Below are 24111 nucleotides of genomic sequence, written 5' to 3' on the forward strand. Positions count from 1 at the left end.
ATCATTAGAATGGGCCTCCGGCAACTTGCCTGCCCTATTCGCTACCACTCCCATCCAGGAAGGATCTGTCTCCCATGAAATCCCTCGCCTTCGCCCCCCAGGCCTCGCGCCGGCTGGTTCGTGCCGCGCTGGCCAGCCTGATGTTTGCCAGCCTTGCCGCCACGGCCGCGCCCGCGCAGGTCAAGGAGCAGGTGCCCGGCTTCTATCGCCAGCAGGTTGGCGACGTGGTCGTGACCGCGCTCTATGACGGTTACGTCGATATCGGCAGCAAGCTCCTCAAGGGCATGCAGGCCAAGGATCTCCAGTCGCTGATGGCGCGCATGTTCGTGGTCGACAAGAACGGCGTGCAGACCGCCGTCAACGGCTTCCTGGTGCATACGCAGGACAAGCTCGTGCTCGTGGATGCCGGCGCGGCGCAGTGCTTCGGCCCGACCATGGGCGGGCTGGTCAACAACATCCGCGCCGCCGGCTACAAGCCGGAGGACGTGGACGCGGTGCTCTTGACCCACCTGCACCCCGACCACGCCTGCGGCCTGACCCAGGGCACCACGGCGGTCTTCCCCAAGGCCACGGTCTGGGCGTCGCAGAAGGATGCCGATTACTGGCTGAGCGACGCCGTTGCGCAGCAGGCCCCCGAGGACAAGAAGCCGTTCTTCAAGATGGCCCAGGACGCCTTGGCGCCCTACAAGGCCAAGGGCGCGCTTCACACCTACGCCGACGGTGCGCAGCCGCTGCCCGGCTTCAGCGTGCTCGGCACGCCGGGCCACACGCCGGGGCACAGCTCCTACCTGGTGACGTCGAAGGGCCAGACGCTGCTGCTGTGGGGCGATATCGTCCACAGCCATTCGGTGCAGATGGCCCACCCCGAGGTGTCGATCGAGTTCGATTCGGACCAGCAGCAGGCCATCAAGACGCGCAAGGCGGTCTTCGCGCAGGCCGCCGCCAAGGGCTGGCTGATTGCCGGCGCGCATATGCCGTTCCCGGGCCTGGGCCACATCCGCAAGGATGCGCGCGGCTACAGCTGGGTGCCGGTGGAGTACGGCCCGATCCGCGCCGACCGCTGATCGGCGGGGGGCGGGGCGAACCGCACGCGCGCCGCCCCCGGCGCTGGCACGGTGCATGCTCGATCCGGGCATGCACATCCACGCCCGCGCCATCAAGTATTTCGACATGATCCGCCGCTGCGGCTCCATCCGCGAGGCCGCGCGGCGGCTGCACGTGGCCTCGTCGGCCATCAACCGCCAGCTGTTGCAGCTCGAGGAAGAGATCGGCAGCCCGCTGTTCGAGCGCATGGCCACCGGCCTGCGCCTGACCCCGGCCGGCGAGGTGTTCTCGCGCCACGTGATCACCGTGCTGCAGGACGAGCAGCGCCTGGCCACCGAGCTGGAGCTGCTGCGCGGCGTGCGGCGCGGCTCGCTCAGCGTGGCGGCTGTAGAGGGGCTCAATGCCGACCTGATGCCCGCCATGCTGACGCAGATGCACCGGCGCTACCCCACCATCCAGATCGACGTGCGCATCTGCGGCTCCGAACAGGCCGCCCAGGCCGTGATCGATGGCGAGGCGGACCTTGGCATCGGCTTCTCCATCCGCCGCCACGATGGCCTGCGCCAGTGCATGGTGTCGCGTTTCGCGCTCGGCGCCATCGTGCCGCCCGGCCATCCGCTGGCCGGCCTGCCACACGTGGACTTTGCCGAATGCGCGGCCTATCCGCTGATCCTGCCCCGGCCGGAGCTGTCGATGCACGCGCTGCTCCAGCCCGTACTCGCCCATCACAAGCGTGCCTTGCAGGTGCTGCTGGAAACCTCGTCGATCGAACTGGCGAAGGGCCTTGTCGAACGCGGCGTGGGCATCTTCTTCCAGAGCCGGCTGGGCCTGGAGCGCGAACTGCGCGACGGGCGCCTGGTGCACGTGCCCTTGGACACCCCCGCGCCGATCTGCTCGGAGCTTGGCGTCTACGTGCGCGCCGGCCGCACGCCGCCGCCGGCGCTGGATGCCTTCATCCGGATTGCCGCCGAGGCCATCGAGGCGCGCGAGCGTGAGGAAGCCCTCGCGCTGCACAAGCCCGCCGCCACGCACCGCGAGCGTGCCACGGCGCGCCAAAGCGAGGCATCCCCGGAGCCGTTCGCGCACGCCTTGAGTGCATGAGCGCATAGCCACCCCGTCCCCCGCCGCGCTACCCGCCGGGGTGCTCTAACTTCGGCATCGCCCCGCGCAAAAATCGGCGCTATCCAGCGCAGTGGCACCTCCCTAGACTGGGCTGCATCCGTCGCCCAGCCTTCGAGGCCCGCCGCTCACCGTGACTGCCACCGCCCCCGCCTCCTCCGCCTCGCTTAGCCTGCCCCTGATCGACATCGCCGGACTGCGCAGCGCGGACCCCGCCGCGCGCCGCGCCGTGGCCACGCAGCTGCACGATGCCTGCGCGCATCGCGGCTTCTTTTACCTGACGAACCACGGCATCGACCCGGCGCTGATCCGCAGCGTGTTCGCGGCCAGCCAGCGCTTCTTCGACCTGAGCATGGCCGACAAGCTCGCCGTGGACAAGCGCCTCTCGCCCTGCAACCGGGGCTATGAGCCGCTGCGCGCCCAGACGCTGGAAGCCGGCGCGCCGCCCGACCTGAAGGAAAGCTTCTATATCGGCGCCGAGATTGCCGCCGACGATCCGCGCGTGCTGGCCGGCCGCTTCAACACCGGCCCGAACCAGTGGCCCGCCACCCTGCCGGCCTTCCGCGCCGTGATGGAGGCGTACTACCAGCACGCGTACGCGCTGGGCGCCACCGTCGTGCGCGGGCTGGCGCTGGCGCTGGACCTCCCCGAGGACCATTTCGACGGCTACCTGCACGACGCCTCCGCCACGCTGCGGCTGCTGCACTACCCACCCCAGCCGGCGCAGCCCCAGCCCGGCGAGAAGGGCTGCGGCGAACATACCGACTTCGGCGGCGTGACCCTGCTGCTCCAGGACGAGACCGGCGGCCTGCAGGTCTGGGACGCCCTCCAGGCCAGCTGGATCGATGCCCCGCCCGTGCCCGGCGCCTTCGTCGTCAACATCGGCGACCTGTTCGCGCGCTGGACCAATGACCGCTACGTCTCCACGCTGCACCGGGTGATCAACCGCTCGGGCAGGGAGCGCTATTCGGTACCGTTCTTCTTCACCGGCAACCCGCTGCACGAGGTGGCCTGCCTGCCGACCTGCCGTGCCGAAGGCGAGACCGCCAAGTACCCGCCCGTGACCGTGGAGCAGCATCTGATGGACTGCTACCGGCGCACCTACGGCTGAGCCGGTCATGTCGATGCCCCGCCCCCACATCGTCCTGATCCATGGCGCCTGGCAAGGCAGCTGGGCCTTCGCCGCCTGGCAGCCGATGCTCGAAGCCGCCGGCTGGCAGGTGCACGCCGTGGACCTGCCCGGCAACGACCGCAGCCCCGAAAGGCGGGCCGATGCCACCCTCGCCGGCTACACCGCCCACGTGTGCGCACGGCTGGCCGCGCTGGACGCCCCGGCCGTCGTCCTCGGCCACAGCGGCGGCGGCCTGACCGCCTCGCAGGTGGCCGAAACCCTGCCGGACCGCGTGCGCGCGCTGGTCTACCTCGCCGGCATGATGCTGCCCGCCGGCATCAGCTTCGGCGACGTGATCGCCCAATGCCGCGCCGCCGATGCCGGCTTCCACTACGCCGGCATCGTGCCGCACCTCGCATGGGATGCCGATGGCGCCACCAGCCGCGTGCCGCCCGCCGCCGCGCGCGAGATCTTCCTGCACGACTGCCCGCCCGAGGCCGCGCAAGCCGCCGCCGCGCGGCTGTGCCCCCAGCCCGACACGGGCCGCGACATGCGCAACACGCTCAGCGCCGCGCGCTTCGGCCGCGTGCCGCGTGTCTATGTCGAATGCCTGCAGGACCGCTCCGTCACGCTGCCGCTCCAGCGGCGCATGCAGGCGCTCACGCCGGGCGCCCACCGGATTTCGCTCGACTGCGGCCACGTGCCGCAACTGGCCTGCCCCCAGGCCCTGACCGACGCCTTGCTGCCCCGCCTTTCCTCGATGCCGTTCCCTGGAGTTTTCCCATGACCCTGCGCCCCCTCATCGCTTCGCTGCTGCTGGCCTGTGCCGGCGCCGCCCACGCCGCCCCAGCTATCGACAAGCTCACCGTCCAGCTCGACTGGCTGCCCGGCGGCGACAAGTCCTTCGTCTATGCCGGCGTGCAGCAGGGCTTCTTCAAGGAGGAAGGGCTGGAGGTCAGGATCCTCCCGGGCCGTGGCTCCGCCGACGCGGTGACCAAGATCGCGTCCGGCGCCGCCGATGTCGGCTTCGGCGGCATCGCCGCGCTGATGACGGCCGCCGCCGAGGGCAAGATCCCGGTCAAGGCCGTGATGTCGCTCTACTCCAACCAGCCGGACGCGCTGTTCACGCGCGCGGACAGCAAGATCCAGTCGCTCAAGGACATGGAAGGCAAGACCGTGGCCATGCCGACGTTCTCGTCCTCCAATGCGCTGTGGCCGGTGGTGCTGCAACGCAACGGCATCGACCCGGCCAAGATCAAGGTCATCAAGGCCGACCCGGCCACGCTGGCGCCGATGCTGGCCCAGCGCCGCGTGGACGCCACCATCAACTGGGTGACCGTGGCGCCGGCCTTCGGCGCGGTGCTCAAGCAGGCCAACCAGGAGTTGTCGGTGCTGCCGTGGACGCGCTTCGGCCTCGACGGCTACGGCTGGTCCGTGCTGGCCAGCGACAAGACCATCGCCGAGCGCCCCGACGTGCTCAAGCGCTACCTGCGCGCGCTGAACAAGTCGCTCGACTATTCGATCCAGCACCCGCAGCAGGCGGCGGAGGCGCTCAAGGCGGCCGTGCCCGAGGCGGACGTGGCCGTGGTCAAGGCCGAATTCGAATCGTCGATCCCGCTGCTGCGCAACGACATCAGCAAGCGCGATGGCGCCGGCAGGTTCAACCCCAAGCTGCTCGCCGCCACCTGGGGCTGGGTGGCGCAGTCGATGCAGTACGCGCCGGCCAAGGTAGACCCCGAGACCCTGGTCGACCGCCGCTTCCTGACCCAGTAAGGCAACCGCCGAGGCCCATGCAAACTGTCATCGACCTGAACACGGTCACGCAAACCTTTGTCTCCCGCGATGGCAGTCCCGTCACGGCGCTGCAAGGGGTGGACCTGCACCTGCGCCGGCACGAGTTCGTCTCGCTGATCGGGCCGTCCGGGTGCGGCAAGTCCACCATCCTGCGGCTGATTGCGGGACTGCTGCGGCCTACCAGCGGCGAGGTGTCGATCTTCGGCATGCCGGTCACCGAGCCGCGTGACGAGATCGGCATCGTGTTCCAGAAGCCGACGCTGCTGCCGTGGCTCAGCGTGCTGGACAACATCACCTTCCCGATGCGCCACAAGTACGGCCGCGTGGATGCGCGCGACCAGGCCCGGGCGCGCGAGCTGCTGGCGATGATCGGCCTGGGCGACTTCGGCCACAAGCGGCCGGACGAGCTGTCCGGCGGCATGCAGCAGCGCGTGTCGATTGCGCGCTCGCTGCTGCACGACCCCGACATCCTGCTGATGGACGAGCCGTTCTCGGCGCTGGACGCCCTCACGCGCGACGAGATGAGCTTCGAGCTGCTGCGGATCTGGAACGAGCGGCCCAAGACGGTGGTCTTCGTCACCCATTCGATCCAGGAGGCGCTGCTGCTCTCAGACCGCATCGTGGTCATGAGCGCGCGCCCCGGGCGCGTGGCGGACATCATCGACGTGCCGCTGCCGCGCCCGCGCAACCTCGCCACGCTGGCCGACCCGGTCTTCACGCGGATGGCCAACGACATCCGCATGCAAGTCTTCAGCCACAAGCCCCAGTAATCGCCCCCAGTAATCGGCTCCACTTATCGGCCCCCGCCATGACAGCGTTCCTGAACCGCCACGCCAGCCTGTGCGTCTTCGTGCTCGTGCTGATCCTCTGGGAAGCGGGCTGCCGCCTGCTGCACGTGCCCGAGTACATCCTCCCGGCGCCCAGCGTGATCGCGCGGGCCGCCACCGAACTCGGCGCGGCGCGCTGGATCGAGCATCTGGCCGCCACGCTGGAGGCGGCGCTGGCCGGCTACGTCGTGGCGATCTGCCTTGCGCTGCCGCTGGCCGTGGCCATCACGCGCTCGCCGCTGCTGTCGCGCATCGTCATGCCGTGGCTGGTGGTGATCCAGTCCACGCCGATCGTGGCCGTGGCGCCGATCATCGTGGTCACGCTCGGCGCCGGGGTGCTGCCGCGCGTGGTCATCACGACGATGATCGCGTTCTTCCCGCTGGTGGTGTCCACGGCGCTGGGGCTGGCGTCGGTGCCGGCGGAGCTGGTGGAGCTGTCGCGCTCGCTGCGCGCCACCACCGCGCGCCAGTACTGGCAGATCCGCATGCCGTTCGCGGTGCCGTATGTGTTTGCGGCGCTCAAGGTGTCGATCACGCTGGCCATCGTCGGGGCCGTGGTGGCCGAGTTCGTCGCCGCCGAAAAGGGGCTGGGCTACCTCATACTGTTCACCACCTCGTCGTTCAAGGTGCCAGTGGCCTTTGCCGCGCTGATCCTGCTGGTCATCAGCAGCCTCACGCTCTACGGGCTGGTGCAACTGGCCTACCAGCGGCTGTTCCCGTGGAGCCAGGGCAACCGGGCCTGAGCGCCGGGCCATCCCATTACGAAGACCTGCGGAGACCATGATCATGCCCACGCCCACGACCGAACCCACAGCCCTGCCCGCCCAGGGCCTGCCACCCACGCCGGAACAGATCCGCCGCCACCTGCGCCGCGCCCAGCAGGTGGCCGAGCGCGCCGTGACGCTGGGCCACCACCCGTTCGGCGCGATCCTGGTCGGCCCGGACCAGGAAACCGTGCTGCTCGAGCAGTGCAACATCGACACGGTGAACCACGCCGAATCCACGCTCGCGCGCGTGGCCGCCACCAACTTCCCGGCGGACTACCTGTGGGGCTGCACGCTCTACACCACCGTGGAGCCGTGCTGCATGTGCGCCGGCACGGCCTACTGGGCCAATATCGGCCGGGTGGTGTTCGGCATGACCGAGCACGCGCTGCTGCAATGCACGGGCAGCCACGCCGAGAACCCGACCATGAGCGTGCCGTCGCGCTACGTGTTCGATCACTGCCAGAAGGCCGTGGACCTGATCGGCCCGGTGCCCGAGATGGAGCCCGAGATCGCCGAGGCGCAGCGCCGCTTCTGGGCGGGCCGATAGACCGCCGGTCGGCCCCACAACATCATGGAACTCGTCACGCCCGCGTCGCCGCAAGCCGCCCAGGCACTGGCCGATCAGCTTGGTGCCCGCGCGCGCTTCATCGCCGGTGGCACGCTGATCCAGCAGGAATGGGACGAGCCCCGCCTGGCGCCGCGCGACGTCTGCTATATCAATATCCAGCACTGGCCCGAGACCTGGCCGATTACGCTGGAGGTTGACGCCGACAGCCTGCGCATCGGCGCCGGCGCGCGGCTCGAAGCGGTGCGGCGGCACCCGCTGGTGGGCACCCACGCGCCGCTGCTGGCGGAGGCCATCGCCCAGCTTGGCGCGCTCGGCGTGCGGCATCTGGGCACGCTCGGCGGCAATATTGGCTGGGGCATGGGCGACGCCGCGCCGGTGCTGCTCGCCCTCGATGCCGAAGCCGAACTGGCCGACGGCCGGCGCGAGCCGCTCGCGCACACCCTGCAACGCCCGGTGCGGCCGCTGATGGTGGCCTTCCACCTGCCGCGCGCGGGTCGCCACGGCGCCGTGCACGCGGTGTTCGAGAAAGTGGGCTACCGCGCGGCCTTCTCGCCGGCACGGCTGCGCATGGCGCTGCGCTGGCACGATGCCGGCCGGGGACGCGCGCTGAGCCATGCCGCCGTGGCCGCGCCAGACCTGCCGGTGCGGCGCCTCGATGCGGTGGAGGCATTGCTCGCGCGCACGTCGCCCGATCTCGCCACGCTGCGCGCCGCCTGCCTGGACGCCCTGCCGCCCCCGCTGGCCACCATCGCCAGCCGATTGATCGCGGGCCATTGCGGCCTGCTGACGCCGCCATGAGCGCCTTGCCTCCCTACTTCACCCCGCACCGCACGCGGCGCCTCGCCGACGACGCCACCGCGCCACGCCCGGACGCCGCCGCCAAGCTGTCCGGCAATCCCGGCTACCTGACTGACCGCATCGCGCCGGGGCAGTTGCGCGGCGCCATCCTCGGCAGCCCGCACCCGCATGCGCGCATCGTGCGGATCGACACCCGTGCTGCCCGCGCGCTGCCCGGCGTGCATGCCGTCGTCACGCATGCCGACATCCCCGGCGTGGCCGACTACGGGCTGCGCAAGATCGACCGCCCGGTGCTGTGCCGCGACAAGGTGCGCTACGTGGGCGACCCGGTGGCCGCCGTGGCTGCCGTCGACATGGCCACCGCGCGCGCCGCGCTGGCGCTGATCGACGTGGAATACGCGCTGCTGCCACTGGTCGATGACGCCGACGCCGCGCTGGCGCCGGCGTGCCCCGAAGCGGCCCACGTCCACCCGGGCGGCAATTTGCTGCACCGGGTCACGCATCGCCGGGGCGACCTGGCCGCGGCCGAAGCGGCGTCGGTCCATATCGTCGAGGACACCTACACCACGCCGCGCCAGATGCACGGCTTCCTGGAGACCGAGGGCGGCGTGGCCGAGCCCGATGGCCAGGGCGGCCTGCGGCTCTGCTTCGGCGGCCATAACCCGGCGCGCGAACGGCAGGTCATCGCGGACATGCTCGGCCTGCCGCACGACCGCGTCAGCGCGATTGGCACACCCGTGGGCGGCTCCTATGGCGGCAAGGACGAGCTGACTGTGCAGCCCATCGCCGCGTTGCTGGCGTGGCAGACCCAGCGCGCCGTGCGCCTGCACCTGACACGGCCGCAATCGGTGGATTTCGGCGTGAAGCGGCACCCGATGCGCATCCGCATGCGCTCCGGCTGCGACGCGCTGGGGCGGCTCACCTTCCAGCAGGTGGATATCCTCGCCGATACCGGCGCCTACGCCACGCACGGCCCCGAGGTGCTGGACGCCGCCGTGGAGCACGCTCCCGGCCCCTATCGCTACACCGCCGTGGAAATCCATGGCCGGCTGGCCTACACCAACAACGGCGTGGCTGGCGCGTTCCGGGGCTTCGGCGCGGTGCAGGTGCAGTACGCGCTCGAACAACAGATCGACCGGCTGGCCACGCGCGCCGGGCTGGACGCCGCGCGCTTCCGGGCGATCAACCTCGCCGCGCCGGACGCGCCGGGGCCGCTCGGCCAGCAGGTGGTGCCGTTTGACGGCCCGCACCGCGCGCTGGACGTGGCGCGCGCCCAGCCGCTCTGGCGCGGCCTGCACCGCTGGCACAGTGGTGAAGGCCGCTACGTGCACGGCGTGGGGCTGGCGCTGGTCCATCGCAGCGACGGCTTCGGCAAGGGCGGCCCGGGCGCGAGCCGGATGGAACTCGCCCTGACCGCCGATGGCGCCATCGAACTGCGTTGCGGCTTCACCGAACTGGGCCAGAACCTCGTCGGCACCATCCGCAGCCTTTGCATGACGCATCTGGGCTGCGGGGCGGACGATGTGCGCGCGGTGCTCGGCGATACGGCCTGCGCGCCGGACTCAGGCCCCGTGGCGGCCTCGCGCGCCACCACCCTGGTCTGGCGCACGCTGACGCACGCCGCGCAGCCGTGGCGCGAAACGCTGCTGGGCGCCGCCGCCGCGCAGTTGGGCCAGCCAGCGCAGGCGCTGCGGCTCGGCGCGGGCGGCGTGCACGATGCCCACGGCCTGTGCCTGCCCTACCGCGCGCTGGCCGATGCGCTGGGCGCCGCTCGCCCCTGCATCGGCGTGGACCTGCCACCGGAAGACCCCGAGGGCAACGCCCACGACACCCACTTCGTGTTCGGCGCGTGCGCGGCACTCGCCCAGGTCCGCGTGGACACCTGGAGCGGCGTGGTGGCGGTGGAAGCCATGGTGTTGTGCACCGCGCTGGGGCCGGTGGCGTCGCCGCAGGGCTACCTCGGCCAGATGGAGGGCGGCGCGGTGATGGGCCTGGGCATGTGCGTGCAGGAAGACCTGCCGTGCGAGGGCGGGCGCTATACGGCGCGCAATCTCGACACCTACCTGATGCCGACGCTGGCCGACGCCCCGGCGATGGACGTCATCGCCATCGAGAACCTGCCCGACGGCGACCCCATCGGCCCACGCGGCGCGGGCGAGATCAGCGTGAACTTCGCGGTGCCCGCCGTCGCCAATGCTATCGCCGTGGCGCTGCGGCACCCCGTCACGCGCCTGCCGGTGCAGCCGGCGCAGGTCATCGCCATCCTGGAGCAAGCGTGATCTCTCTCACCCTGAACCTGACGCTGAACGGCGCCCCGGTGCGCATCGACTGCGCCCCCGACACCCGGCTGCTCACGCTGCTGCGCGAGCATTGGGGCCTGACCGGCGCCAAGCCCGGCTGCGAGGTGGGCCGCTGCGGCGCCTGCATGGTCTGGCTGGACGACGCGCCGGCCAACGCCTGCCTGGTCATGGCGTGGCAGCTGGAAGGCCGCGCGGTGCGCACCATCGAGTCCGTCGCGGCGGACGCCGCCAGCCTGCCCGTACGCGAGGCGCTGGCCAGCTGCGGCGGCGTGCAGTGCGGCTACTGCACGGCGGGCATGGTGATGACGATGACGCACCTGCACCTGCGCCAGCCCCGGCCCTGCCAGGCCGAAGCCAGCGCGCTGCTCAACGGCAACCTCTGCCGCTGCACCGGCTACGGCGGCATCCGGCGCGCGGCCCAGAGGCTGTTCCCCGACTGATTCCGACTGATTTCGGCGACGTCCACGCCACACATTCGCCTCATACCGGCTTCACGCTGGCTGGCCACACTCGCGCCGTCCAACTTCAGGAGCAGTGACATGACGGCAGCCGGTGCGAATTTCGATGCGGACGTGGTGATCGTGGGGGCCAGCTTCGCGGGCGCGGCCTGCGCGCTGGCGGCGGCGCGGGCCGGCCTGCGCGTGGTGGTGCTGGAGCGCAAGGTCGATCCGGGCGAGAAGCTGCACACCACCGGCATCATCGTGAAAGAGGCCGCCGAGCAGACCTGGCTGCGCCACGCGCCGGCAGACTGCCTGCACCGCGTGGAACAGGTGCGGCTGTACGCGCCCAGCCTGCGCAGCCTGGCGCTGCGCGCCCCCGGCTACTACTTCCTGACGACCGATACCCCGCGCCTGATGCGCTGGCTGGCCGCGGAACTGGTGTGCCATGGCGTGGACCTGCGCCTGGGCACCGCGTTCACCGGCGCCCAGCCCTGCGGGGGTGGCTGGCGCGTACCCGGCGTGGGCCGCACGCGCTACCTTGTGGGCGCCGATGGCGTGCGCTCGCGCGTGGCCATCACGGCCGGCCTGGGGCGCGTGCACGACTTCCTCTACGGCGTGGAGTACGAGTTTCCCGGCATGACGCTGCCCGAGCCGGGCGCGCTCCACTGCTTCGTCAGCAAGCGCTTCGCCCCGGGCTATATCGGCTGGGTGACGCAGAACCCGACCGGCGTGCAGGCCGGCCTCGCGCTGCGCCAGGCGCCGCGCCGCCCGCGTGCGCCCGATATCGACGGCTTTCTGCAGCGCGTGCGCCATCTGCTGCAAATTCCGGACGACGCCCTGCCCGGCGCCACGCGGGCTGGGCTGATTCCGTGCGGGGGGCCGGTCGCGCCCATCGCCGGCCCCGGGGTGATGCTGACTGGCGATGCGGCCGGGGTGGTCTCGCCGGTGACGGCGGGCGGCATCCACTCGGCGTGGCGCCACGGCGAGACCATCGGCGAGGCCATGGCCGCCCACCTGCTCCACGGCGGGCCGGTGCCGGAGCGGGTGGCGACGGCCAGCGCGCCACGCTTCCTGACCAAGCGTGCGCTGCGCTGGGTGTTCGACCGCCTGCAGTTCGACTGGCCGTTCGAGGTGCTCCTCCATGCCGCGCCGCTGCGGCTGGCCGCCGAGCGCGTCTACTTCCATCGGCGCGGGGTGCGCGCCTGATAAGATCGCGCCAACCCCAAGCATCCCAGGTCTGGAATCGATGAACCCGCCGACCGTCGTCGTGGTGGAAGACGAAGCCGCCATCGCCGACACCATCCTCTATGCACTGCGCACCGACGGCATGCAGGCCGAGCACCTCGTGCTGGGCAGCGATGCGCTGCAGCGGCTGCGTGCGGCGCCGGCCGACCTGGTGATCCTGGACGTGGGCCTGCCGGACATGAGCGGCTTCGAGGTCTGTCGCACGCTGCGCACGTTCTCTGACGTGCCAGTGATTTTCCTGACGGCGCGGCACGAGGAGATCGACCGCATCGTCGGGCTGGAGATTGGCGCGGACGACTACGTGGTCAAGCCCTTCTCGCCGCGCGAACTGGCCGCGCGGGTGCGGGTGATCCTGCGCCGTGCCGGCGGCCGCGCCGGGGCACCGGCCCCGGCCCCGGCCTCGGTCTCGGCCTCGGCGCCCCCGCCCGCCCGCTTCACCCACGATGCCGCCGGCGCGCGCATCGCCTTCCACGGCCAGTGGCTGGCCCTCACGCGCTACGAGTACCGGCTGCTGGCGCTGCTGGTGGCGCAGCCGGGACGCATCTACTCGCGGGCCCAGCTGATGGACAGCGTCTGGCACGACGCCGCCGACACCATCGACCGCACCGTGGACACCCATATCAAGACCGTGCGCGCCAAGCTGCGCGCGGTGGACGCCACGTTCGACGCCATCCGCACCCATCGCGGCATGGGCTATTCGCTCGATCCCTGAGCGCCCGGCCGGCATGCATATCGGACTCCGCATCTTCTTCGGCTTCTTCCTGATCGTCGGGCTGGCCGCGTTCCTCACGCTGCGGGTGTTCGTGCAGGAGGTGAAGCCGGGCGTGCGCCAGGCGATGGAGGACACGCTGGCCGACACCGCCCAGGTGCTGGCACTGCTGGCCGCCGACGACTTGCAGCAGGGCCACATCGCCGATGGCGCATTCGCGCGGCGCATGGCCACGCTGGCGAGCGTGCCGGTGGACGCAACGATCTGGGGCGTGCACAAGGACACCATCCACTACCGGGTGACCATCACCGACACGCGGGGCATCGTGCGTTTCGACTCCGCCGGCACCGCCACGGGCGCCGACCATTCCCGCTGGAACGATGTGGCGCGCACCCTGCAAGGCAAGTACGGCGCCCGCAGCACGCGCACCGACCCGGATGACGCCGACAGCACCGTGATGCACGTGGCGGCGCCGATCCGGGCCGATGCCGCCGGGAGTGCGCCCCACAGCGGCTCCATCATCGGCGTGCTGACCGTCTCCAAACCCAATCGGGTGATGGCGCCCTTCATCGACCGCAGCCGGCAGAAGATCCTGCTCCACGGGCTGCTGCTGATGGGCTGCGCCTTCGTGATCGGGCTGGCGTGCACGCTGTGGCTGGTGCACGGGCTGCGCCGGCTGCAACGCTACGCCCGCGCGGTGGCCGCCGGCGAGCGCGCCGAGATGCCGCTGCGCGGTGCCGGCGAGCTGGCGGAGCTGGGCCGCGCCGTGGAGACGATGCGGCTGCGGCTGGAGGACAAGCAGTACGTGGAGCACTACATCCACACACTGACCCACGAGATGAAAAGCCCGCTGGCCGCGATCGGCGGTGCAGCGGAGCTGTTGCAGGAGCAGATGCCCGCCGCCGACCGGCGCCGCTTCGCCGCCAACATCCAGGGTCAGACCCGGCGGCTCGAACTGATGATCGGCAAGCTGCTGATGCTGGCGGCGGTGGAGCAGAAGCAGCAGCTCGACGCCAGCGAGCCGGTGGCGCTACTGCCGCTGCTGGAGACGCTGGTGGAGGCGAGCGAGCCCCGCGCGCGCCAGCGCGGCATCAGCTTGCGCCGCCAGCCGCTGCCGGCAGGCTCGGGGGCGATCGTGGCGCCCGTGGTCAATGGTGACCCCTTCCTGCTGCGCCAGGCACTGGCGAACCTGCTCGACAATGCGCTCGACTTCTCGCCGGCGCACGGCACGGTCGAGATCGCCGTGCTGCCCGGCGCGCCCGGGAGGATCGACATCCGCATCACCGACGATGGCCCGGGCATACCCGCCTACGCGCAGGGGCGGCTGTTCGAGCGCTTCTATTCGCTGCCGCGCCCCGATGGCCGCGACAAGAGCACCGGCCTCGGGCTGTGCCTCGTGCGCGAGGTGGCGGCGCTGCACCATGGCCGCGTCACGGTGGAGAACCGCCCCGGCGGCGGCACGGCCGCGACGCTGTCCCTCTCCGCCGCTAGTACGTGATCGTGACGATAATCGTGTCCCGATAGACGCCCGGCACTGGTCCGGGCTGCGGCGGCACCATCCCGTACACCGGCAATTCGTGGGCGAGGCCGGTCCCCGTACCCATCATGACGGTCGCACCGCCCGTTCCGTCCCCCCAGGCAATGTTGTGCGTGGCGTCGATATACAAGCCATACGTGAGCGTCTCCGTGCCGCCATCGCGTGTCATCTTGCGCGCGCCTGGGGTGGCCCCCGCAGCCGTGCCGTTGTTGAGCGAGATCGAATAAGCCGTGCCCGCCGAGCACGTCACGCTGATGTTGCCGTTGGCCGACACCGGCCCGCTGATGAGGCCGATCTGTCCAAAATCGATATTGGTCGCCGTGATGTTGCAGTCCGAGATCACCGTCGCGCGCACGGTGAAGGCCCAGGGCGAGCCTTGCGGCATGCTGGTCGAGCAGGCCGGTGGCGTCGTCACATAGCCTTGCACATTCATGTTGGTGTCCGCCGTGGTAAAGATCGCAGCATAGCTGCCGGCCGGCACCGCCGGTTGCGGCAGCAGCATGTAGCCGTAGTACATCACCGTGGCGGTGGCCATGCCGAACGCGTCGGCCAGCAGCGTCACCGACCGGGGCTGCGCCGGCGCAAGGTACACAGAGCCCCACGGGGTGGTGTGCGAGGCGTTCTGGTAGAGGTTGTAGGCCAGGCGCGTGGAGGTTGGGCCAGCCATCGTACGGTTCGCCACCGTGCCGCCGCCCGGCGTACCGAAGCTCAGGCAGACACGGGCGAACTTGGTCGTCATGTCGCTGCACTCGACCTTCACCTCGCCATTAACACTGACTGGCGTGGTGTCCAGCACGTTGACCTCGCCAAACTCGATGTCGCTCATGGTGACAGTGCAGTCGATGGCGTGCGCGCTGCCCGCCCACCCCAGGCAGGCGAACAGTCCGCAGGCCAGCAGGTGGCGAAGCGAACTGAGAAACAGGCGGGCGTTCATGGCTGCTCCCGCAGGACACAGGGGAAGGGTCCGATGGTGGTCATCACGTCGCGCGGGGCATAAGGCACCTGCGCCGTGCAGGCCTTGTCGCCAAACGTCACCGTCACCCGGTTGTCCGGCTGCAGGGTAGGCAGGAACACGGCGCCGTCGTAGCCGACCACGGCCGTGGCGCCGCTGCCTTCGAGCACGACGTGCGCCCCCACCGGCAGCGGCAGGCCCTGCGCATCGACCAGCAGCACGGTGGCGCCCTCGTAGCGCGTGACCGGGAAGCGCACCGTCACGCCGGCGCGCGTAGGCGGCACCACGACCTGGCGGTCGGTGGTCACGCTGGCCTCGGCCGGCAGCCCGAGGGTACTGATGGCGATCCGGTTCCCGTCATAGGGCAGCAGGTCGGGCACGAGCAGGCGGCCGCCGGCGTTGGTCTTGCCGACCAGGCGGTTTTCGCGCAGGACCGGCACATCGGGCAGGCCGTCGGTCGACACCACGGCGAAGGCATCGTAGATCGACCGGCCGGCCAGCACCGCGCCGTCCGCCACCACCAGCGAGCCCGCCCCGTAAAGCGAGACATGGTTGGACTCGATATTGCCCGAGTTGATGTGCTCGGCCTGCGCCGTCACGTCGCCATAGCGGCCGCGATAGTCCACCCGGCCGAGTCCGCGGCGATAGCTTTCGCTGCCGGCATCGGTCTGCACGTTCCAGCCGAAACCGCCCTTGTCGTAGTCGACGGGCCGGTTCGCCGTCACCGAAACACTCTTGCGCCCATCGTACGAACTGGCATTCGTGCCGACGCTCACACTGTTGCCGAGCGAGACCGTCACCCCGATGAAGGCGCCGACGGTCTGCCGCTGGTCGTAGTCCTTGAACACGTTGGCGAAGACGTTGAAGCGCGCCCCGATGGACGCCGTATAGCCGACCGACACGATGCGGGAGCCGCCGAGGAACGACGCGTCCTGGCGCGAGTAGCTGACCGACAGCGTCTGCCGCGCAGTGACCGGCACACTGAGCGTGACGTACAGCTGCTGCTTCGGCACGGGCACGCCCTCGAGCGTACCGAGGTCGCGGTACTGGTTCGCCGCGTGGATGCCCTGCAACGTGAAGCTGAATGCCCGCGAGATGTACTGGTAGCCGCCGCTGAACTGCATACCGCTGGCATCGCCTGTACTGCCGGAGAATGCCGCGTTCACTACCCCGAAGTGCCCGAGTTGCACCAGCCCGCCGATGCCGGCGTTGCGCAGGCCGCTGGCGGCCTCCGCATGCGCTTCCACCGTCACCGCGTCGGTCACGCCGTAGCGGCCCGAGGCCGTGGCGGTGGGCGAGCCCGCATAGTCGAAGGACAGGCTGCCGTAGTTGCGCCGCGCGTAGCCGGCCTGCACCGCGTATTCCGACAAGCCCTTGGCGAGCAGCCGTGCATCGACATACAGCGGCCGGTTGACGATCACCTCGCGCCCCAGCTGGTCGCGATAGACCAGCGTAGCGGTGCCCGCGCCGGTCAGCGCCGGTGGCGTGGCGATCACGAAGGGTCCGCCCGACGACTGCGCCGAAAACTGGCGCAGGCCGTTGAGATAGAGGTCCACCGTGGTCGGGACCACGGCACTGCCGCCCAGCGACGGCACCGGGTAGGTCACGAGGTCCGGGCGGGTGTCGAAGTTGTGCGCGACGCTGATCCCGCCCATGCGCACGGCCCGCGACCACGGCAAGGCGGCGGAGACGAAGTCGCCGACCGTATAGCTCATCAGCCGGCGGGGGTCCTGGTAGGTCCAGTAGGTGTCCTGCCGCAGGTACGCCGTCTGGCCCTCGTGCAGCGTAGTGACGCCCGAGTTCTGCAACACGCCGAACGGCGCGTAGAAGCGCAGCTCGCTCGACAGGGACAAGGTCCGGTTCAGGCGGTCGTAGCTGTCGGAAAAAGCCTGCTCTCCGATCAGCGGCTGCGGCCCGTGCGTGCCCGAGCCCTGCAGCGGACTGGGCTTGCGCTGCGCCGCGCGCTGCTCGTCCAGCGATAGCCGCGTGGTCTGGAGGTTGAACGCGTAGTTCACCACCAGGCCGGTACCGGACTGCACCGGCGGCAGCGGGGGCGGCTCGGCGCCGAGCCGCTGGGGCCTGAGCAGCCCCTCGGGCACGTGCAGCACAATGCGCTGGGCGGCGGCGTCGTAGTCATAGCCGAGACCCGGCACGGCGTCCAGGGCGATCAGCTGGTCAGCGTCGAACGGCAGGTCGTCGATACGGATGCCGAGTTCCGCCAACTCGTCGGCGGCCATGTACAGCACACCGGCCCGCCGGTCGACGCGAACGATCAGGTCCTTCTCGACACCGTTGACAGCCGCCTGCAGGTAGAAGGCGGCGGCCTCGTCACCGGCACCCGACAACGGCTGCGACCATGCGTGCGCGCCGGCCATCAGGTCCATCGCGACGCCGCACAGCAGCGCGAGCGCCAGCTTGCGGGGTGCGCGGGAAGCGGCACCTCCACGGGGCGGTTTTGACATGGGCGGGCACGGTCGGCATCAGAGATCGACCAACATCTCGCGCCCGTTGATCATCATCCTGACGCGCGTTGGCCGGCCCTTTGCCGCAGCGTCGGCGGGCAATGGCAGCTTCCATTCGATCGATTTTCCCGGCAGTACATAGCCGAGCAGGCCGGGCACCAGGGGGGTGGTTCCGCCGCCACGGTATTGCAGCGACACTTCAGTGGCCTGCGCATAGCTCTCGCCCCGGTTTGCGGCGCCGAGCTTCACGAGGTTGCCGTCGGCCGATGCCGTCACCCTGACCTGCGCGGGCTTGAGCTTCTCGCGCGGCAGCACGAACACCGGCAGCGAGTAGCGCATCTGCAGCGTCACGCCGGATGGCCGGGGCTGGTTGCTGTCCAGCACCTCGTCCACCAGCACCCGATACGCCTCGACCTGCGTGGCCGGCGACTTTTCCGTGCGCACGAGCCGGATCGACTGCGTCTGGCGCGGCGCCAGCGTCAGCATCGGCGGGCTGGCGACGAGCCGGTTGGTGGGCGAGAGCGCATCCTCGCCCTGCGCCTGGTCCCAGCCGAACAATCGCACCTGCGCGTTGAGCGGCGTATCGCCCTGGTTGGTCAGCGTGATGACCGCGGCGGACTGGCCAGGCGGAATCAGCGTCATGGTCGGCTTGACGTGGATCGTCGCCGCGTTCGCAAAAGGCATCGCCAGCAGGAGCGCAAGAGTCGCCAGGAGTTTTCTTGTCATGTTGTGTCTCCGACAGGGGGTCGGGCAGGAATGGGCGCGGTGGGTGCCGGTGGGTGCGGCAGCCGCGCGGCTCAATACTGGACGGTGACCGTCACCCGGGACTGGTAGGTGCCCGCCGCCGGCATGGTCTGGGCCGGCATGCGGCCATAGATCGTCCGCTCCTGGTCATTACCGTTGCCGGTAGCGCCAACGGTGTCCGTGCCGACGGTCTGGCCCCAGACCGCCGTGCGGGCGGCGTCGCTGTACAACTGGTATTTCAGCGAATTCGTGCCATTGCTCATGCGGCGGTCGGCGACCGTGGAACCCGTGCCGTCACCGGGATTCAGCGCGATCGTGTAGGCGGTGCCGGCCGTGCACGCCACGATGATGACGCTGGTCACATCCACTGGCTGGCTGATCGCACCTACTTCGCCAAATGCGAGGTTCGGCGTGCTACGGATGTCGCAGTCGCTGACCACCACGGCGCTCACGAGGAACGTGCCGGTCTTGGTGGCCGCCGCGGCCAGTTGTGGCACCGGCAGTGACAACACGGCCGCGATGGCCATGACATGTGAAAGACGAGCAGGCATGACATCTCCTTGTCCGGATCTATCGGAATCGCATTGCATGCTGTGAATTGCGCGGGAATCTCGTCGATATTCCATCGGGATTCGCGCGCCGGATTCTCGTGAAAATCACTGAATCCGCATTCATTGATTCATCGGTTTCCAGCGCTCGCGGTGAGAAACAGCAAAAAGACATTTCCGCGCACTGCTGATATAGATGCCGGACAAATCGAAGTCAATCGTGCGCTGCGAGACTCAAGAAATATTCATAACGGAGCGCCCCCATCACGTCCGGACTTACAGCAAGTGATGTCGTCGCGCAAACTCTGCCAGTTCAATCAGCGATTTGAATTTCAGTTTGCTCATGATATTTGCCTTATGCGAACTGACGGTTTTATTGCTGATTTCCAGTAATTCGGATATCGCCTTATTGGTATGGCCCGAGGCCAGCATGCGCAATACCGTCAGCTCGCGCCGGCTCAAAATGCGCGCGGGGTCGCCGGCCACGGCCGAGAGGCGCCGCAGCGTGGGCAGCAGGTGCGTGGGAAATACCGCGAAGCCCTGCATGACCGCGCGCAGGGCCGGCGTGAGGGCGTGCAGGCCGTCGCCCTTGTCGACGTAGCCATGGGCGCCGCCATGAATCGCGCGCTCGCCAGCGCCGGTCATGGCGGACAGCACCAGCACCCGGGTGCCGGGATGGCGCGAGACCAGTTCGGCCAGCAAGGCCTCGCCCGGCACGCCGGGAAGGCTCAGGTCCACGACGATCAGGTCGGCGATGGCGTCGCGCAGCACGCGCAGCGCGTCCGCGCCGTTGGTCACTTCCGTGACGGTGTCGAAATCGAGGTCCTCGGTGAGGCGGCTTCTGACGGCAAGCCGGATCGCAGGGTGATCGTCCACGACAAGGGCGGTGGGCATGGGCTCGGGCTCCTACAGTTGAGTGATGCCCGAGCATAGGCCGTCCGTTTCCGTGCAGGATGCGGAAAAATCGGCAATGACACGGTGAAACTTCCGTATATCGCTGCAGAAATTTCAGCTCCTGCGGATTTGTGTCTGCCCAGGGGGCGCCGGTGACATAGGCAAATCACATCACGGCAGACATGACAATCGTGAAATCCTGAAAATTTCGTCTGAATTTGACCTAAGTTGAAAGGCGAGTCCCGCACATCTGCCAAGCTGGCGATGATGTGTGACACCTGTCACGCCATAACCGGAGATCCCTGCCATGCCCCAGATCATCCTTGCCACCGATGGATCGAGCTTCAGCGATGCCGCCGCGCACTTCCTGGCCACAGGCCGGCTGCTGCAACCGGGCTATACCGTCCATGTGGTGCACGTCTCGCCCGAGGTCACGGGCCAGGTCCGCGCCTTCGTCAACAAGGACACCATCGACGCCTGGCACCACGATGAAAGCGAGAAAGCCATGGCCTCGGTCTGCAAGATCCTGGGCGATGCCGGTGTGCCGTTTGAACGCCATCCGCTGCGCGGCTTCGCGCCGGACAAGATCCTGGCGCACGCCAGGGCGGTCCATGCCGATGCCATCGTCATGGGCACCCATGGCCGGGGGTCGTTCTTCGATGCGGTGATTGGTTCCGTGGCAGGCCGCGTGCTGGCGCAGGCCGACTGCCCGGTAATGATGGTCAAGGGCGACCGCCCCGCCTGATCGACGGGCCTACCCCCAGAGCGGGGGTTCGTCCATCAGCGCGATCTGCTCGCGCAATTCGAGGATGCGGTCCTGCCAGTAGCGCGCCGTGCCGAACCACGGGAAGGCGGCCGGGAAAGCGGGATCGCGCCAGCGCGCGGCCAGCCAGGCGCTGTAGTGCAGCAGGCGCAGCGTGCGCAGCGCCTCCACCAGCCATAGCTCGCGCGTCTCGAATTCAGCAAAATCCTCGTAGCCGGCCACGATGTCGGCCAACTGGTCCTGCATCGCCGCGCGGTCGCCTTCGAGCAGCATCCACAGGTCCTGCACCGCGGGCCCCATCCGGCTGTCATCGAAATCGACGAAATGCGGGCCCGGCGCGCCGCGTCCGCGTGCGTCTTCCGGATCGATCCACAACACATTGCCGCGATGGCAGTCGCCATGCAGCCGCAGCAGGCGGATATCGCCGGCGCGGTCGTAGCAGCGCCGCACGGCATCGAGGGCCAGGTCCACGGCAGCGCGCCAGGGCGCGAGCAGATCGGCAGGAATGCAGTCGTGGGCGAGCAGGTAGTCGCGCGGGACCACGCCGAAGGTCTCCACGTCGAGCGTGGGACGGGCCTGGTACGGCGCCAACGCGCCCACCGCGTGGATGCGCCCGATAAAGCGGCCCAGCCACGTGAGCGTCTCGGCGCGGTCGAGCGCCGGCTCGCGGCCGCCGCAGCGCGGGAATACGGAGAATCGGAAATCGTCGTGCGCGAGCAGCGTGGCGGGCGGCTGTCCACCCATCGAGGCAGACAGCGCAGGCACGGCCGGGATCTCGGCATCGGCCAGTTGCTGGACGAACGCGTGTTCCTCGAGGATGGCAGCGTCAGTCCAGCGGCCCGGCCGGTAGAACTTGGCGATGACCGGCGCGGCATCCTCGATGCCGACCTGCCAGACCCGGTTCTCGTAGCTGTTGAGCGCCAGCAGGCGCCCGTCCGGCCGGAAGCCGGCGGCTTCCAGCGCATCGAGGATGCACTCCGGCGTCAGGCCGGCGTAGGGGACATCCGCATCGACGGGCGCAGTCATGAGGCGCGTGCCGCTCAGGGCTTGCGGCCGCCGAGCAGCGCCGCCTGGGGCGCCGGACGACGGTTGCGCGCGGGCGGCGCCCCAGCGGCATCCTGCGCGGGGCGCGGGGCACTGTTGCCGTTGCCACCGCGGCCGTTGCCGCCGCCGTTGCCGCCGCCATTACCACCGCCATTACCACCGCTGACACCGTTGCCGGCAGCCTGTCGGCCACCCCGGTTGCCGCCATTGGCGCCGTTGCCATTGCCGTTACCGTTCCCATTGGCGCCGCGCGCCGGCTGGGCCGGGCGGTTGCGCGGTGCGTCCTGGCGCTGGCCTTCCTGGCGCGGCGCGGCAGGCTTCGGGGCGCGTTCCTGACGGCGTTCGCCGCCCTCGCCCCGGGGCTTGGCCTGTGCCGGCGGGCGCTGGCCACGGCCTGCGCCCTGGCCACCACCACCGCCACCACGTTGCTGGCGGCCCTTCTGGATCGGCTCAGCCACGATGCTCGGGTCCACTTCGAAGCCCGGCAGGATGGTCTGTTCGATCTGGCGCTTGATCAGTCGCTCGATATCGCGCAGCAGGCCATGTTCGTCCACGCAGACCAGCGAGATCGCCTCGCCCTCGGCGCCGGCGCGGCCGGTACGGCCGATACGGTGCACATAGTCCTCGGGCACGTTCGGCAGGTCGAAGTTGACCACATGGGGCAGCTGGTCGATGTCGATGCCGCGCGCGGCGATGTCGGTAGCCACCAGCAGCCGCAGCGTGCCGGCCTTGAACTCGGACAGCGCGCGCGTACGCGCCGACTGGCTCTTGTTGCCGTGGATCGCCAGCGCGGACAGGCCGTCCTTGGTCAGCTGCTCGGCCAGCCGGTTGGCGCCGTGCTTGGTGCGCGTGAAGACCAGCACCTGGTGCCAGTCGTGCTCGCGCACCAGATGGGCCAGCAGTTCGCGCTTGCGTTCGCGGTCCACCGGGTAGGCGCGCTGCGCCACGGTTTCCGCCGTGGTGTTGCGGCGGGCCACCTCGATCGAGGCCGGGTTATTCAGCAGCCGGTCAGCCAGCGCACGGATATCGTCCGAGAACGTGGCCGAGAACAGCAGGTTCTGGCGCTTGGCCGGCAGGATATTCAGGATCTTGCGAATATCGTGGATAAAGCCCATGTCGAGCATGCGGTCGGCTTCGTCCAGCACCAGCAGTTCCACCTGGGAGAGGTCGATGGTCCGCTGCGACACGTGGTCGAGCAGCCGGCCCGGCGTGGCCACGACGATATCGACGCCGCGCTTGAGGGCCTCGATCTGCGGGTTGATGCCGACGCCGCCGAACATCACCATCGAGCGCAGCTTCAGGTATTTGCCATAGTTGCGGACGCTCTCCTCCACCTGGGCGGCAAGCTCGCGCGTGGGAGTCAGCACCAGTGCGCGCACTGGCATGCGGGCGCCGCGCGGGGCCGGATTGCGGGCGGCGGATTCGCCCAGCAGCTGCAGCATCGGCAGCGTGAAGCCCGCGGTCTTGCCGGTGCCGGTCTGGGCGCCGGCGAGCAGGTCGCCACCTTTGAGAATGGCAGGAATGGCCTGCGCCTGAATCGGGGTCGGCGTGGTGTAGCCCTGTTCGGCCACGGCACGCACCAGCTTGTCGGACAAGCCTAGATCGGAAAAAGACATGAAATGACGCTTCAGCCGCCCGTCACGCAAGGGGTTGCGCCAATCGCTGGGCGGCATGGGTAGGAAACCGAACCTGAAGCACCCCGAAGGGGGTCAGGTCCCGGTGGGACGGGCCGATTGCCCCCGCCTCCGGTGGGAGAAGCGCCGTAGTGTACCAGCCCGGCGCCCTCCCCATACGCTCCCCCATACCCCGCCGGCGACGGGGTGATGCCGGATCCACCTCCAACGGCCCCGGCTCCGGGGCAGCCGGGGTGTCCGGATCTCGCCACACCGGGCGCCGATACCCTCCCAAAGGGGGTGCAAGGCGGGCGAAGCGGGTAGAATGCCGGGTTGCCCGGCCCGTGCGCATGCCGCGCGGCGGCGCCATTCCCTCTCCAGTCACCCGAAGCCGGAGTCATCATGTCCTTGCGGTTCTCCCAGACGCGTCAGTCCGTGTTCCTGGCGGTGGTTGCCGCCGCCCTGGCCTTGCCCGGCGCGGCCGCACTGGCCCAGAACGTGCCCGTGGCCGGCGCCCCGGTCCGCGTGATTCCGGCCGATGCGCCGATGGCGCGGATGGTGATGGCGATGCCCACGGCCTCCACGCCGCTGACCGCCAAGCTCGACAGCAAGACGGTGGCCACGGCGCCCGGCCTGCGGGTCTTCAGCACGGAAACACAGCTGCTGAACCCGGTGGTCATCGCCGGCAAGAAGCTCCCGGTGCGCTACAAGCTGGACCTATACGGCCAGCTCCAGACCGCCTGGGTGCTGACCGATGCCGAGGTCAAGGAATGGAAGGCCTCGCATTAAGCTGAGAGAAGACCGTAAAACGTAGCAGGCGGCCGCCCCCGGC

Annotated in this window: 23 protein-coding genes; 16 read left to right on the top strand and 7 right to left on the bottom strand. The window is 69.7% G+C overall.

Translation table 11 applies throughout. The features are described from left to right. The first annotated feature begins 74 nt into the window (after window positions 1–74). From AB4120_RS11300 to creC, 14 genes are all read left to right on the top strand, one after another. Complete coding sequence (locus AB4120_RS11300) at window positions 75–1064, top strand: MBL fold metallo-hydrolase (protein ID WP_149136659.1); 990 nt, start codon at window positions 75–77, stop codon at window positions 1062–1064. Between the two features lie 70 nt (window positions 1065–1134). Beyond that, window positions 1135–2145 carry a LysR family transcriptional regulator gene (locus tag AB4120_RS11305; protein WP_149137583.1) on the top strand — a complete coding sequence of 337 codons (1011 nt, stop codon included), beginning with the start codon at window positions 1135–1137 and terminating at the stop codon, window positions 2143–2145. Window positions 2146–2296: 151 nt separating this feature from the next. Further along, window positions 2297–3274, top strand: a complete 978-nt coding sequence (locus AB4120_RS11310; protein WP_441642253.1) for an isopenicillin N synthase family dioxygenase — start codon at window positions 2297–2299, stop codon at window positions 3272–3274. A 7-nt stretch (window positions 3275–3281) separates the two neighbouring features. Continuing rightward, window positions 3282–4061, top strand: coding sequence for an alpha/beta fold hydrolase (locus AB4120_RS11315; protein WP_441642254.1), 780 nt, complete (start codon window positions 3282–3284; stop codon window positions 4059–4061). Further along, window positions 4058–5047: an ABC transporter substrate-binding protein gene (locus AB4120_RS11320; protein WP_441642255.1), complete on the top strand. Its 990-nt coding sequence runs from the start codon at window positions 4058–4060 to the stop codon at window positions 5045–5047. Before AB4120_RS11315 ends, AB4120_RS11320 begins: the two co-directional genes overlap by 4 nt. A 17-nt stretch (window positions 5048–5064) precedes the next feature. After that, window positions 5065–5838: an ABC transporter ATP-binding protein gene (locus AB4120_RS11325; protein ID WP_149136663.1), complete on the top strand. Its 774-nt coding sequence runs from the start codon at window positions 5065–5067 to the stop codon at window positions 5836–5838. A 38-nt stretch (window positions 5839–5876) separates the two neighbouring features. Then, entirely contained in the window at window positions 5877–6638 is a 762-nt protein-coding gene (locus AB4120_RS11330) for an ABC transporter permease (protein WP_149136664.1), read from the top strand. A gap of 43 nt (window positions 6639–6681) precedes the next feature. After that, window positions 6682–7209: a nucleoside deaminase gene (locus AB4120_RS11335; protein ID WP_392388459.1), complete on the top strand. Its 528-nt coding sequence runs from the start codon at window positions 6682–6684 to the stop codon at window positions 7207–7209. Between the two features lie 24 nt (window positions 7210–7233). After that, window positions 7234–8028 carry an FAD binding domain-containing protein gene (locus AB4120_RS11340; protein WP_441642256.1) on the top strand — a complete coding sequence of 265 codons (795 nt, stop codon included), beginning with the start codon at window positions 7234–7236 and terminating at the stop codon, window positions 8026–8028. Then, complete coding sequence (locus tag AB4120_RS11345; protein ID WP_441642257.1) at window positions 8025–10307, top strand: xanthine dehydrogenase family protein molybdopterin-binding subunit; 2283 nt, start codon at window positions 8025–8027, stop codon at window positions 10305–10307. The genes AB4120_RS11340 and AB4120_RS11345 overlap by 4 nt, the downstream gene beginning before the upstream one ends. Next, window positions 10304–10768 (top strand): (2Fe-2S)-binding protein, encoded by a 465-nt coding sequence (locus AB4120_RS11350; protein WP_149136667.1) that lies wholly within the window; start codon window positions 10304–10306, stop codon window positions 10766–10768. Before AB4120_RS11345 ends, AB4120_RS11350 begins: the two co-directional genes overlap by 4 nt. Before the next feature lie 99 nt (window positions 10769–10867). Next, entirely contained in the window at window positions 10868–11974 is a 1107-nt protein-coding gene (locus AB4120_RS11355) for an NAD(P)/FAD-dependent oxidoreductase (RefSeq protein ID WP_441642258.1), read from the top strand. A gap of 40 nt (window positions 11975–12014) precedes the next feature. Continuing rightward, entirely contained in the window at window positions 12015–12725 is a 711-nt protein-coding gene (creB, locus tag AB4120_RS11360; RefSeq protein ID WP_441642259.1) for a two-component system response regulator CreB, read from the top strand. 13 nt (window positions 12726–12738) lie between these two features. Continuing rightward, window positions 12739–14220 carry a two-component system sensor histidine kinase CreC gene (creC, locus tag AB4120_RS11365; protein ID WP_149136670.1) on the top strand — a complete coding sequence of 494 codons (1482 nt, stop codon included), beginning with the start codon at window positions 12739–12741 and terminating at the stop codon, window positions 14218–14220. Here the strand turns inward: creC and AB4120_RS11370 are convergent. The 5 genes from AB4120_RS11370 to AB4120_RS11390 form a co-directional block, all read right to left on the bottom strand. Continuing rightward, window positions 14210–15193, bottom strand: coding sequence for a Csu type fimbrial protein (locus tag AB4120_RS11370; RefSeq protein WP_441642260.1), 984 nt, complete (start codon window positions 15191–15193; stop codon window positions 14210–14212). The genes creC and AB4120_RS11370 overlap by 11 nt on opposite strands. Continuing rightward, a complete protein-coding gene (locus AB4120_RS11375) occupies window positions 15190–17673 on the bottom strand; it encodes a fimbria/pilus outer membrane usher protein (RefSeq protein WP_441642261.1) in 2484 nt (827 codons plus the stop codon). The genes AB4120_RS11370 and AB4120_RS11375 overlap by 4 nt, the downstream gene beginning before the upstream one ends. Window positions 17674–17691: 18 nt before the next feature. Further along, window positions 17692–18399 (bottom strand): fimbrial biogenesis chaperone, encoded by a 708-nt coding sequence (locus tag AB4120_RS11380; protein WP_441642262.1) that lies wholly within the window; start codon window positions 18397–18399, stop codon window positions 17692–17694. Window positions 18400–18470: 71 nt separating this feature from the next. Further along, window positions 18471–18968 (bottom strand): Csu type fimbrial protein, encoded by a 498-nt coding sequence (locus AB4120_RS11385; RefSeq protein WP_441642263.1) that lies wholly within the window; start codon window positions 18966–18968, stop codon window positions 18471–18473. A 273-nt stretch (window positions 18969–19241) separates the two neighbouring features. Beyond that, window positions 19242–19859 (bottom strand): response regulator transcription factor, encoded by a 618-nt coding sequence (locus AB4120_RS11390; protein ID WP_149136676.1) that lies wholly within the window; start codon window positions 19857–19859, stop codon window positions 19242–19244. A 307-nt stretch (window positions 19860–20166) separates the two neighbouring features. Here AB4120_RS11390 and AB4120_RS11395 point away from each other — a divergent pair, with 307 nt between their 5' ends. Beyond that, window positions 20167–20604, top strand: coding sequence for a universal stress protein (locus AB4120_RS11395; RefSeq protein ID WP_144197249.1), 438 nt, complete (start codon window positions 20167–20169; stop codon window positions 20602–20604). Between the two features lie 9 nt (window positions 20605–20613). On the opposite strand, the gene AB4120_RS11400 is transcribed toward AB4120_RS11395, so the two are convergent. Together AB4120_RS11400 and AB4120_RS11405 are read right to left on the bottom strand one after the other, a co-directional pair. Next, on the bottom strand, window positions 20614–21648 hold the full coding sequence (locus AB4120_RS11400) for a serine/threonine protein kinase (protein WP_149136677.1): 1035 nt from the start codon (window positions 21646–21648) through the stop codon (window positions 20614–20616). 14 nt (window positions 21649–21662) lie between these two features. Then, window positions 21663–23282, bottom strand: a complete 1620-nt coding sequence (locus AB4120_RS11405; protein WP_441642264.1) for a DEAD/DEAH box helicase — start codon at window positions 23280–23282, stop codon at window positions 21663–21665. A 399-nt stretch (window positions 23283–23681) separates the two neighbouring features. On the opposite strand from AB4120_RS11405, the gene AB4120_RS11410 reads away from it, so the two are divergent. Then, complete coding sequence (locus AB4120_RS11410; protein WP_441642265.1) at window positions 23682–24068, top strand: hypothetical protein; 387 nt, start codon at window positions 23682–23684, stop codon at window positions 24066–24068. Window positions 24069–24111: the final 43 nt, after the last annotated feature.

This window comes from Cupriavidus sp. 2KB_3 (genome assembly GCF_052115685.1).
GTDB lineage: Bacteria > Pseudomonadota > Gammaproteobacteria > Burkholderiales > Burkholderiaceae > Cupriavidus > Cupriavidus campinensis.

Bases quoted from the DNA above. Each gene is read 5' to 3' on its own strand.
- AB4120_RS11315 (WP_441642254.1), top strand. From the start codon at position 3,282: ATGTCGATGCCCCGCCCCCACATCGTCCTGATCCATGGCGCCTGGCAA.
- AB4120_RS11390 (WP_149136676.1), bottom strand. From the start codon at position 19,859: ATGCCCACCGCCCTTGTCGTGGACGATCACCCTGCGATCCGGCTTGCC.
- creB (WP_441642259.1), top strand. From the start codon at position 12,015: ATGAACCCGCCGACCGTCGTCGTGGTGGAAGACGAAGCCGCCATCGCC.
- creC (WP_149136670.1), top strand. From the start codon at position 12,739: ATGCATATCGGACTCCGCATCTTCTTCGGCTTCTTCCTGATCGTCGGG.
- AB4120_RS11335 (WP_392388459.1), top strand. From the start codon at position 6,682: ATGCCCACGCCCACGACCGAACCCACAGCCCTGCCCGCCCAGGGCCTG.
- AB4120_RS11380 (WP_441642262.1), bottom strand. From the start codon at position 18,399: ATGACAAGAAAACTCCTGGCGACTCTTGCGCTCCTGCTGGCGATGCCT.
- AB4120_RS11405 (WP_441642264.1), bottom strand. From the start codon at position 23,282: ATGTCTTTTTCCGATCTAGGCTTGTCCGACAAGCTGGTGCGTGCCGTG.
- AB4120_RS11320 (WP_441642255.1), top strand. From the start codon at position 4,058: ATGACCCTGCGCCCCCTCATCGCTTCGCTGCTGCTGGCCTGTGCCGGC.
- AB4120_RS11355 (WP_441642258.1), top strand. From the start codon at position 10,868: ATGACGGCAGCCGGTGCGAATTTCGATGCGGACGTGGTGATCGTGGGG.
- AB4120_RS11410 (WP_441642265.1), top strand. From the start codon at position 23,682: ATGTCCTTGCGGTTCTCCCAGACGCGTCAGTCCGTGTTCCTGGCGGTG.
- AB4120_RS11400 (WP_149136677.1), bottom strand. From the start codon at position 21,648: ATGACTGCGCCCGTCGATGCGGATGTCCCCTACGCCGGCCTGACGCCG.
- AB4120_RS11305 (WP_149137583.1), top strand. From the start codon at position 1,135: ATGCACATCCACGCCCGCGCCATCAAGTATTTCGACATGATCCGCCGC.
- AB4120_RS11370 (WP_441642260.1), bottom strand. From the start codon at position 15,193: ATGAACGCCCGCCTGTTTCTCAGTTCGCTTCGCCACCTGCTGGCCTGC.
- AB4120_RS11395 (WP_144197249.1), top strand. From the start codon at position 20,167: ATGCCCCAGATCATCCTTGCCACCGATGGATCGAGCTTCAGCGATGCC.
- AB4120_RS11345 (WP_441642257.1), top strand. From the start codon at position 8,025: ATGAGCGCCTTGCCTCCCTACTTCACCCCGCACCGCACGCGGCGCCTC.
- AB4120_RS11325 (WP_149136663.1), top strand. From the start codon at position 5,065: ATGCAAACTGTCATCGACCTGAACACGGTCACGCAAACCTTTGTCTCC.
- AB4120_RS11385 (WP_441642263.1), bottom strand. From the start codon at position 18,968: ATGCCTGCTCGTCTTTCACATGTCATGGCCATCGCGGCCGTGTTGTCA.
- AB4120_RS11375 (WP_441642261.1), bottom strand. From the start codon at position 17,673: ATGTCAAAACCGCCCCGTGGAGGTGCCGCTTCCCGCGCACCCCGCAAG.
- AB4120_RS11330 (WP_149136664.1), top strand. From the start codon at position 5,877: ATGACAGCGTTCCTGAACCGCCACGCCAGCCTGTGCGTCTTCGTGCTC.
- AB4120_RS11300 (WP_149136659.1), top strand. From the start codon at position 75: ATGAAATCCCTCGCCTTCGCCCCCCAGGCCTCGCGCCGGCTGGTTCGT.
- AB4120_RS11340 (WP_441642256.1), top strand. From the start codon at position 7,234: ATGGAACTCGTCACGCCCGCGTCGCCGCAAGCCGCCCAGGCACTGGCC.